Raw genomic sequence first — 10219 nt, forward strand, 5'->3', positions numbered from 1 at the left:
TATAATTATAAAGAGGCGGATATGGAGGAGTATATTAACGAGCTTATGTATAATAGTGGGGAGGTAAGTCAGAATAATCCATTGCTTAACGTTTATTCGGAAAGATTAAAATATTGGTTCCCAACTCGTAACCAGGGTGTGTCTGGAGAAATATTATTAGACGATAATGAGTGGCAAGAAATTCAAGTGATTTCAGATTATCTGGGAACTAAAAGAGATGAGAATTTAAAAAAAATCGATGAATTAATTGAAATACATCGTGATTGTATTCGTGATTACAAAGCACTGAGTAATGATCTTCGCTATGAAATTGGTACCTTAAACGAAGCTATTGCATTTGGTCTTTTGCCTTTAAGCTCAATAATGTTCTTTATGAGTTTATACCTTTTGGTTATTTCGTTTAAAGAAACGAAATAATAAAAGATGGATAATATTTTAAATTAAAATATTCAACGTCTATAATTTGGAGTATACCTCTTTTTAAATAATACTTGAGTTGGTTATGTTGTATTAACAAGATGAAACAAGCCACCATGTTAGATTATGAATAAAATTTATACAAAAAAGTACTACTAACTAATAAGAAAAAATGAATAAATTTTGTGGTAATTGCGGAGAAAAATTAATAAATAATGCGGAATTTTGTGGCCAGTGTGGTGTCAAAATGAATAACCTATCAAAGCCAATAAAGGATGATTTTATTAAAAAAGAAGTAACTATTGAAAAAGATGTTAAATCAAAAAGTAAAGGTCGAAATATATATTCCATAATTGGGGTACTTATTTTTATTTTAATTTTTGGATCAAGAGCAATCTGGACATCTTATAAAGAACAGAAGATATATGAACTTTCTGTACCTGTTGATTACAATGATGTTAGAGAATTATTTATAGATAAGAATTGGAAGTTAATGTCTTATTCAAATTTTACATCGAACTCAGATCTTCCATCCATTGAAAAATCAGTGAAAAGTAGTTTTAATGATCTAATTAATGATGATGAAGCCTATATGAGATTTACATATTCTTCTGAGTGTGAAATCGACGATATGTTTTTGTCTTATGAGGTCTCTTGGGATGAGCAATTTGGTGAAAACATGTACAGTGTGATGTTAAACAAATTAACAAATGAGTCTGAAGGCGCTACACTTTATTCAGAGGGAAATAGTTTTTACTCTATTGGTGTGGACTCTCAAATTGAAGATGTATTTGAAGCAGATTTTAAAATTAAAAATGTTATAGTTGATATCAATAAAAGCTCTATGGAAATACATCAATATGTCGAATTTGACTTTAATGAAGTTGCTTTTAGCTATGATGTATATTTTGTTTATGAAGCTATAGAAGATGACAATGAATCTAATATGGTCAATGCAAATTATAAGAAAGCATTAGAATGGGATCTCTATGATTGTGAGAACTTTATAATTTTTCCTCCTTCTCCTCCTGAACCGAACGATTAAAAGATTTTTAATACCCCACTTTATAGCATTGAGCTTAAAACTTGCTGTAAATTTTCTTCTTAAAAATCAAATATAACCAAAATTGACTAACCGCTTTTAATTGTAATTTAGAAAACTACAGCAGTAAATTCAGTTAATAACTCACGCAACCAGTCGTGAGTTGTTATAAACATCCTCTTTTCTATACAACACCCTACCACCTATTTTTAGAGGATTTAAGACCCCTTCTCTTCTCCAGTTATTCAATGTTTGAACCGTTACGTTTAATACCTTAGAGACTTCATTTCGGGTTAAATATTCGGTGTCTTCACCTGTAATAGACAACCTGTTTAATGGGTTTTCCATAGAGAATACTGGTTGCTCGAGAGGTTGCTCGGCAGGTTTAAATCCTTGTTATTTGGTTTGAGTTCTCTTTACTATTTTATAATGATTTAGTCATTATACTGTTGATTTTCAATTTCTTACATAAAAATACGTAAAATGAGGTAAAACCTAAAACTTCCTGTAGGTACCACTTTAACCCAAATAGAAATATTTGGGTTTTTTGTTATAAAAAAATCCAAATATTTTAATACTTAAATCACTATCAAGATATCAACCATGATACACTCTTGATTTAATAATTTTACCCTCTTTGACCTCTAACACTTCAGCAACAAGCATGTCGTCTTGCCCATCAACTGTGCGCAAGTATTCCATAAAAACCCTGCTAGAATTAGCTGTTAGCGATTTTAATTCGTATTTTAAAGATGGTAATCTTTCAAATGCATCTTGCCACCAAATTCTCATGGCCTCAACCCCTACGATCAATCCAAGTGTTTCTGGCTGAAGAATTTTTAGTTTAGGGCTATAATGCTGGGCATCCTTTTCGTAAAGAGACAATAGTTTGTCTAACTGCTTATTATTAAAGGCTTCAAACCAACGAAAGGCTATGGATTCTATTACTTGTGCTGTCATAGTATTATTAAAAAATCCCGAAAGAATCGGGATTTAATTGTTTAAATGTTTTTGATGTTTATAATTTCTTGTTCGGTTAAGAAACGATAATTACCTCTTGGTAAATTCTTTTTGGTTAAACCTGCAAATGTTACCCGGTCTAATTTAATTACATCATATTTAAGGTGTTCAAATATTTTTCGAATAACTTTTATATTTGATGTTTTCATTTTTATACCTATTTCACTTTTAGGTTGGTTTTCAATATAAGTCACTTCTTCCGTATAAACTCTATGACCTTCGATTGTTAAACCTGATGTAATTTTTTCTAAATCTTCAAAACGTAAATTTTTATCTAAAGTAACTTGATATAATTTACTTGTTTTTTGATTTGGTTCTGTATATTTTCTAATCAAATCCAAGTCATTGGTAAAAAGTAGTAAACCAGTTGTGGTTTTATCCATTCTTCCTACAGGTTGAATTTTTGATTTTGTAGCTCCTCTTACTAAGTCTAATACGCTTGGTGCATTTGCATCGTCACCTACTGTTGAAAAGTTTTTAGGCTTGTTTAATAAAATGTATTCTTTTTTTTCAGGTATTAAAGTAACCCCGTCAAAAACTACAACATCCGTTAGCTTTACAGTGTGACCCATTTCTGTAACAACCACTCCATTTACTTTCACATTACCACTTTGAATGTAAATATCAGCATCTCTTCTGCTGCAAACTCCTGAATTTGAAATGTATTTATTTAAACGCAATTCATCGGCTTTTTTAGGAGGCTTTGGAATTGACGGTTTTTTTTCTTCGGTCGGTTTTTCTACTTTTGATACAAATTTTACTTTTGTACTTATTTTTGACTTTGATTTGCTTCTAATAGGTGCATTTCCGCTTGAAGTGCTTGGCTTTTTTGATTTACCTAGTCTTGAAGAGGTTCCTTTTTTCTTATCATTATCATTGCCCTGATTATGCGTCATTTGTTCTAATTTTTTGCAAAGATATAACTAATAAGTCGAAATTAGTTTTTTTACGTGCAACAAAACTACTGGGTCAATTAATACAATACTAAAAACCCCTGCTAAAATGACAATTTTTAACACAAAATGCAATTGAATATATTGTGCTTTAGTTTTTGATTTCCAAAGTTGAATTATAAAGAAAAACAACGCTATTAAACTAGCATAAAAATACAAATCCATATAACCAATGTCAAAAACATCTACTAAAAAATAAACAGGCACAAGGGTCGTTATTGTTAAAAATGTAATGATGGTTTTGGCTGTGTTTTCTCCAAACAATACCGGTACGGTTCTATAATTAGAGGCTAAGTCACCTTCAATATTTTCTAAATCTTTGATTAATTCTCTTATAAAAATTAACAAAAATAAGAACATGGCATGTGCAAAAATTACATTATAAAAAATTTTATAATATAATAAAATTCCAAAAAAAGGTAATATAGCTAAAAGAGAGGCTGTTATGTTACCAATAATAGGATACTTTTTTAGCTTATGAGAATAAAACCAAATAAAGAAAATATAAACAGAAAAAAACAACATTGCTCTCCAAGAAATAAAACAGGCCATTAAGGCGACCATAAAGTTGATGGTAAAATATACTTTAAGCTTTGTTTGTTGGCTGACTAATCTGTCAATCATTACTTTTCGTGGACGATTGATTAGATCTTTTTTTGCATCATAAAAGTTATTGATGATATAGCCTGATGCTATAGCCAGTGAAGAAGCTAAAACCAATATAAATAATTTGTAATCTAAAATTACTTTTAAGGCACTAGCCTCTGGGGAAAGAATAAAAATGGCCGCAAGATATTGTGCCAAAGCTATAACCAAAATATTATACCCTCTTACAACTGAAAAAAAACTAAAAATTTTAATTAAAATTAATTTTGATTTTCTAGTTATCATACGTTAAAATTGATAAACTACTTCTATTTTATATTCTTTTAATACTTTTTTTGCTTTTTCTAAATCTTGTGTAAACCCTAAAATATATCCGCCGCCGCCTGATCCACACAACTTTAGGTAGTAATCGTTGGTTTCGAGTCCGTTTTGCCAAAGAGCATGAAATTGCTCTGGAATCATGGGTTTAAAATTATTCAAAACTACTTTTGATAATTTTTTAGTGTTTTCAAATAAGGATTTTACATCACCGTGTAAAAAGTTTTCTACACAGGCGTCTGTATGTTTTATAAATTGTGATTTTAGCATTTTTCTAAAACCTTGATTTTTTAAATTCTCCATAAACAGGCTAACCATAGGAGCAGTTTCACCAACAATACCAGAGTCCAACAAAAAAACGGCTCCTTTTCCATTGACACTTTGAGTTGGGATACCCGTGGCTTGAATGTTATCTTTTGAATTAATTAATATGGGCAAACTCAAATAACTGTTTAAAGGATCAAGACCCGAACTTTTTCCATGAAAAAAAGATTCCATATTAGAAAAAATATTTTTGAGCTGTACTAATTTAACTCTTGTAAGGTTTTCTAAGACGGTAATTTTATCTGAGGCATACTTGTCATATATAGCCGCTACTAATGCGCCGCTACTTCCTACTCCGTATCCTTGTGGAATACTAGAGTCAAAATACATTCCGTTAAAAATATCTTTATCTAAGCTTTCGAGGTCAAATTGTACTAAGGCTGGTTGTTCGGTTTGTAATTTACTTAAATAACTTGCAAAACCCACTAAGTTTTTGTTTGATTGTATTGCTTTTTCAGAAGGATTGTCTTCGGTTTTTAAAGCGCCCTTATAAAAATTATAAGGAATAGAAAGCCCTTTGGAATCTTGAATAATTCCATATTCTCCAAAGAGTAATATTTTTGAATAAAATAAAGGTCCTTTCATTTTTATTTTTATTAATTTTATTTGGAATAGTTTGATCAAAAAAAATAAATAACCAACGTATACTTTTTGATTGTTTTTATAATAATACCAAAATTATAACAATTGTGAGCCATTTCCAATTTCATCACAAATATAATGACCATTTTGACAAAAGTCAACTAATTCATCTTTAATAAATTGTAAAACTGCTTCTTTTTTATTTTCGGGATATAAAACATGAACATTAGCGCCCGCATCTAAGGTAAAGCAAACCGGTATCTTTGTTTGAGCTCTATAATTCCAAATTTTATTGATAATTTGTAATGTGTTTGGTTTCATTAAAATAAAATAAGGCATCGAAGTCATCATCATAGCATGTAACGTTAATGCTTCACTCTCAACAATTTTTATAAAATCTGTCAAATTTCCACTAGTTAAAACATCCGTTATTTGAGCTAAATTATGATGCGCTTGCTTAAAACGATTTGCAGCATAAGGATGGTCAAACATCAAATCGTGGCCAACGGTACTCGAAACTTGTTTTTCGCCTTTATCAACTAACAGGATAGTGTCTTGATAGTTTTTGAAATTTTGGTGCAGCCCTTTAAATTCAACTCCGAACAAATTTGAACTTGTATCAATTGTTTTATTATTGCCCCATACAACTACCTGACCTTTAATGCTTCTACATGCACTTCCGCTTCCTAAGCGTGCTAAAAAAGATGCCTTTTTGTAAAATAAGTCATCGGTCAAATTGGTGTTAATTGCTTTTTCTAAATACATTATATTCATTGATAATGCGGCCAATCCTGATGCTGAAGAAGCTATTCCTGAACTGTGGGGAAATGTATTTTGTGTGTCTATAACTATATGGTATTCTTTTAAATATGGGCAATACGTTTCGATACGCTGTAAATATTTTAAAATTTTTGGCTTAAAATCTTCTTTTGGTTTGCCTTCAAAAAGTAAATCAAAACGATACGATTCGCTATTCTCTTTTTTAATAAAAGTTGTTTTTGTTATGGTCTTACAATTATTTAAAGTAAAACTAATAGAAGGGTTGGCTGGAATTTGATTGTCTTTTTTTCCCCAATATTTAACTAAGGCAATATTACTAGGCGCGCTACATTTAAACGAAGCCGTTTCAATACTTGAATAATTTGAAGCAATAAAATCCTTTTCGGAAATCATAATATAAAGTTTTAACAAAGATACTTAATTAGTTAATTTTATTAATTGATATTTTGTTAATTTGTAATCAAATATGTAAAATGAAAAAATATTATAGAATTATAATTTGTGTTGCCGTTTGTTTAGCTGTAGGATATTTGTCCTCTTTGGCTACTCAATCTAGTATAAAAACATGGTACCCTACTTTAGTAAAGCCTTTTTTTAACCCACCCAATTGGGTTTTTGCACCCGTATGGACATTGCTTTATATACTGATGGGATTAGCTGCAGGAATGGTCTGGAACGCGTATGATAAAAATTCAGAATTGACAAAAAAAGGATTGTTGTTTTTTGGCATACAATTGTTTTTCAATGCTTTATGGAGTTATTTGTTTTTTGGCATACATAATCTTTTATTAGCTTCTATTGAAGTTATACTGCTTTTATTACTTATTTATGAAACCTATTTAATTTTTAAAAAAATAGAGCATAAAGCAAGTCTTTTATTAATACCTTATTTGGTGTGGGTTATTTTTGCAAGCGCATTAACCATAAGTATTTGGGCTTTGAACCGATAAATTTGCTTTATAACGAACAATGCATTAATTGTTAGTTTAATACCCTTTTTTTTTGTTCTTTATGAATAATTTTATATGAAACAAAAATCAGGAACATGACTAAAAAGACTCTTTATTTATTGGGTATTTTATTTATTATTGCATTTGGCACCTTTTTGTGTGTTAAATTATGTTGCAGTACTTATAATAAAACGAGTGTGCTAAACAATGAAAATAAAATATTAGAAAAATCTCTTATAAAGAGTAATCGATTCTCTATTAACAGTAGTGATTTTAATTATTCAACTTCTCATAATTTTATTTTTAAAAATTCAAAAGCGGAACACTTAAGTCCGGTTCATGATTCTATTGATTTTGGAATTGAACAACTAAAAGTAATATTAGAAAAAGGAGAATCTGTTCTTAAAATTTCTGGTCACGCTTTAGCTTCTGAAAAAAACAGTTCTAATTTTGCAAATTTAGGTCTCGCAAGAGCAAATGATATTAAAAATTATTTTATTTCAAAAGGAATTCCCGAAAACAAAATGGAATTAACAGGAGTAGTTACAAATGCTATAGCCTTAAAAAACGATTCTGTTGTAGGTCCTATTACTTTTGATTTTATAAAAAATGATGTTTCAAAAAATTGGAGCCTTATAAAAGACGAAATCAATGCCAATCCGTTAACGCTATATTTTGGATTAGGTGAAATAGACCTTACGTTTTCAAATGATGATAAACAAAGAATAGCTTTAATTGTTGACTACGTGTCTAATGTTCCAAATTCGTCAGTTGAAATAACGGGCCATACTGACAATGTTGGGGATGCACAACTTAATATTAAATTTGGCTTAATAAGAGCCGGTTATGTAAAAAATTATTTGACTAAAAACGGAATACCCGCTTATAAAATTAACACTTTTTCTAAAGGTTCAAATGAGCCTATTGAAGATAATACTACCTCAGAAGGAAGATCAAAAAATAGAAGAACAAACATTACTTTAAAATAACCTCAACTAAAAAATACTAATCATGAATATACCTTGTTTTTTAATACCCGCTATAGTTGGAATACTATGCGCCCTATTAGGCTACTTATTAGGAAAGTATTTGTCAAAATCTAGTGTTGATAAAAATTATTACAAAGCAGATTTAGATGCTTGCAAACTACGAAATAATCAATTAAAATCTGACATTGATGCTTTAAGAGGTCAACAGAGTACCTCTCAAAAATTTAGCGACCCACTAGTAGGCTTTAATTCTGATGCAGCAAAAAGTGTTTTTGGAAAAAAAATAAAAGAAAATGATCTAAAAATAATTGAAGGCATAGGGCCTAAAATTGAAGAGTTATTCAAGAAAAATGGCATAACTACATGGAAAATGTTAAGCAAAACCTCTGTTGACCGCTGTAATGAAATTTTAGACATTGCAGGAGAACGTTTTAGCTTACATGACCCAGGCACTTGGCCAAGACAATCCAAATTAGCACATGAGGGTAATTGGCTCGAATTAAAAAAATGGCAAAACCTTTTGGATGGTGGAAGAGAAAAATAAAATAAAGAGACCCTGAACAATCAGGGTTTTTTTATGAAATAGACTGTGCCGCTATATAGCCACCAGTCCACGCATTTTGGAAATTGAAACCGCCTGTGATAGCATCAATATTTAGTATTTCTCCTGCAAAATATAGATTGGGTATCACTTTGCTTTCCATGGTTTTAAAGTTAACTTCTTTTAAATTTATACCGCCAGCAGTTACAAACTCTTCTTTAAAAGTGCTTTTGCCGTTTACCTGAAACTCTCCTTGGGTTAATTGGGATGCCAATGCCATAAGTTGGGGCTTATTGCAATCAGCCCATTTCGTTTCTTCTGAAATGCCCGATGCTAAAACCAACCGTTCCCAAAGTCTATTAGGCAAGTCTAAAGGTGCTTTTTTAATCATTATTTTTTTTGAATGTTCTAATTTTAGATCTTTTAATAAAATAACAGCTTCCTCAAAAGTGGAGTCGTTGAGCCAATTGACTAGAATGGCAAAATGATATTTTTTTTCAAACAATTCTCTTGCGCCCCAAGCAGACAATCTTAATATTCCTGGACCTGACATTCCCCAATGTGTAATTAAGAGCGGACCTGACGCTTCTAGCTTCGTTTCGTTCTGTTCGACTTTCCCTCGGGCTGATTTTTTTACCTGTACAGTTGCAAAAGTTGAAAGCCCCATTAAGTCTTTAATTCGGTTGTCTTTAATGTTAAATGTAAAAAGAGACGGAACTGCTGGAGTAATAGAATGACCCATAAACTCAAGCATTTCCCAAATTTTAGGATTACTGCCTGTAGTCATAACTATTTTAGCACATAAAAAAGTGTCGGAATTGGTTTGAACTTTAAAATAATCATCTGATTTAAAAATAGATTGCACACTTTGACCCGTTAAAACATCAATACCTAAATTTTGTGTGGCTTTTTCAAAACAATCAATGATTGTTTGTGAAGAATTGGACTCAGGAAACATTCTGCCATCGTCTTCAATTTTTAGAGCTACTCCATGATTTTGAAACCAATCAATGGTATCACCACTACAAAATTGATGAAAAGGACCGCGTAATTCTTTTTCACCTCGGGGATAAAATTTTACCAAATCGTTAGGAACAAAACAAGCGTGTGTAACGTTGCAACGACCACCTCCTGAAATTCTTACTTTTTCTAAAACAGACTTTCCTCTTTCGAGAATGGCAACTTTTAATTGATTGTTGTTTTCAACAATATTGATTGCTGTAAAAAATCCAGCAGCTCCACCCCCAACAATAAGTATATCGTATTTTGAATTCAATGTGTTTGTTTTTGCAAATATCGTGAAATATACGTGAAATATGCGCTGGATAGAACTGAAAAACTCGCAAACAATAAAAAACAATGTTTTTTATTGTTTGAAGAAAAAAATTAATAATTAGAAGTTTTTTGTAAAAAATACTAAAGTTCACTTATGAAAAATAGAGCTGTTATTGCAAAAAATGAAAACAGCTTATAAAAAATTATATTTAAAAAAGTGACTATGCAAGTTGTAAAATCAATATTATGAAGCATCTAAATGCGCATTGTGGTAAATTACAAATCAAATGAAGCTTGGATAACTGGTGGAGTAATTCAACACCCGAGTTTACTACTTTTATAATTTTAATAAAAACCCCTAAGCCTTTATTTTTAAGACTTAGGGGGTTTTTTAAGTGCGGGTAAAAGGACTCGAACCTTCA

Annotated in this window: 12 protein-coding genes; 5 read left to right on the plus strand and 7 right to left on the minus strand. The window is 30.7% G+C overall.

Annotated elements, in window-relative coordinates; all coding sequences use genetic code 11:
• A partial coding sequence (locus AABM47_RS01060) for a hypothetical protein (protein WP_338409067.1) occupies positions 1-417 on the plus strand: 417 nt, incomplete at its 5' end.
• 172 nt (positions 418-589) lie between these two features.
• Positions 590-1462: a zinc ribbon domain-containing protein gene (locus AABM47_RS01065; RefSeq protein WP_338409068.1), complete on the plus strand. Its 873-nt coding sequence runs from the start codon at positions 590-592 to the stop codon at positions 1460-1462.
• Positions 1463-1603: 141 nt separating this feature from the next.
• Here AABM47_RS01065 and AABM47_RS01070 read toward each other — a convergent pair whose 3' ends face one another.
• The 6 genes from AABM47_RS01070 to AABM47_RS01095 form a co-directional block, all read right to left on the minus strand.
• Complete coding sequence (locus AABM47_RS01070) at positions 1604-1807, minus strand: helix-turn-helix domain-containing protein (RefSeq protein WP_338409069.1); 204 nt, start codon at positions 1805-1807, stop codon at positions 1604-1606.
• 249 nt (positions 1808-2056) lie between these two features.
• Positions 2057-2419, minus strand: a complete 363-nt coding sequence (locus AABM47_RS01075; RefSeq protein WP_338409070.1) for a nuclear transport factor 2 family protein — start codon at positions 2417-2419, stop codon at positions 2057-2059.
• 41 nt (positions 2420-2460) lie between these two features.
• A complete protein-coding gene (locus tag AABM47_RS01080; RefSeq protein ID WP_338409071.1) occupies positions 2461-3375 on the minus strand; it encodes a pseudouridine synthase in 915 nt (304 codons plus the stop codon).
• Positions 3376-3402: 27 nt separating this feature from the next.
• The gene (locus AABM47_RS01085) at positions 3403-4323 is read right to left on the minus strand and encodes a geranylgeranylglycerol-phosphate geranylgeranyltransferase (protein WP_338409072.1); all 921 of its coding nucleotides are present in this window, start codon (positions 4321-4323) and stop codon (positions 3403-3405) included.
• A 3-nt stretch (positions 4324-4326) separates the two neighbouring features.
• A complete protein-coding gene (locus tag AABM47_RS01090; RefSeq protein ID WP_338409073.1) occupies positions 4327-5265 on the minus strand; it encodes a mevalonate kinase in 939 nt (312 codons plus the stop codon).
• Positions 5266-5358: 93 nt separating this feature from the next.
• The gene (locus tag AABM47_RS01095; protein WP_338409074.1) at positions 5359-6435 is read right to left on the minus strand and encodes a diphosphomevalonate decarboxylase; all 1077 of its coding nucleotides are present in this window, start codon (positions 6433-6435) and stop codon (positions 5359-5361) included.
• Positions 6436-6515: 80 nt separating this feature from the next.
• Here AABM47_RS01095 and AABM47_RS01100 point away from each other — a divergent pair, with 80 nt between their 5' ends.
• From AABM47_RS01100 to AABM47_RS01110, 3 genes are all read left to right on the plus strand, one after another.
• On the plus strand, positions 6516-6992 hold the full coding sequence (locus AABM47_RS01100) for a TspO/MBR family protein (RefSeq protein ID WP_338409075.1): 477 nt from the start codon (positions 6516-6518) through the stop codon (positions 6990-6992).
• Positions 6993-7087: 95 nt separating this feature from the next.
• Positions 7088-7981, plus strand: coding sequence for an OmpA family protein (locus AABM47_RS01105; RefSeq protein WP_338409076.1), 894 nt, complete (start codon positions 7088-7090; stop codon positions 7979-7981).
• A gap of 22 nt (positions 7982-8003) precedes the next feature.
• A complete protein-coding gene (locus AABM47_RS01110; RefSeq protein ID WP_338409077.1) occupies positions 8004-8525 on the plus strand; it encodes a hypothetical protein in 522 nt (173 codons plus the stop codon).
• Between the two features lie 31 nt (positions 8526-8556).
• Here AABM47_RS01110 and AABM47_RS01115 read toward each other — a convergent pair whose 3' ends face one another.
• The gene (locus AABM47_RS01115; RefSeq protein WP_338409078.1) at positions 8557-9798 is read right to left on the minus strand and encodes an NAD(P)/FAD-dependent oxidoreductase; all 1242 of its coding nucleotides are present in this window, start codon (positions 9796-9798) and stop codon (positions 8557-8559) included.
• Positions 9799-10219 lie beyond the last annotated feature (421 nt).

This window comes from uncultured Flavobacterium sp., from assembly GCF_963925415.1.
Taxonomy (GTDB): domain Bacteria; phylum Bacteroidota; class Bacteroidia; order Flavobacteriales; family Flavobacteriaceae; genus Flavobacterium.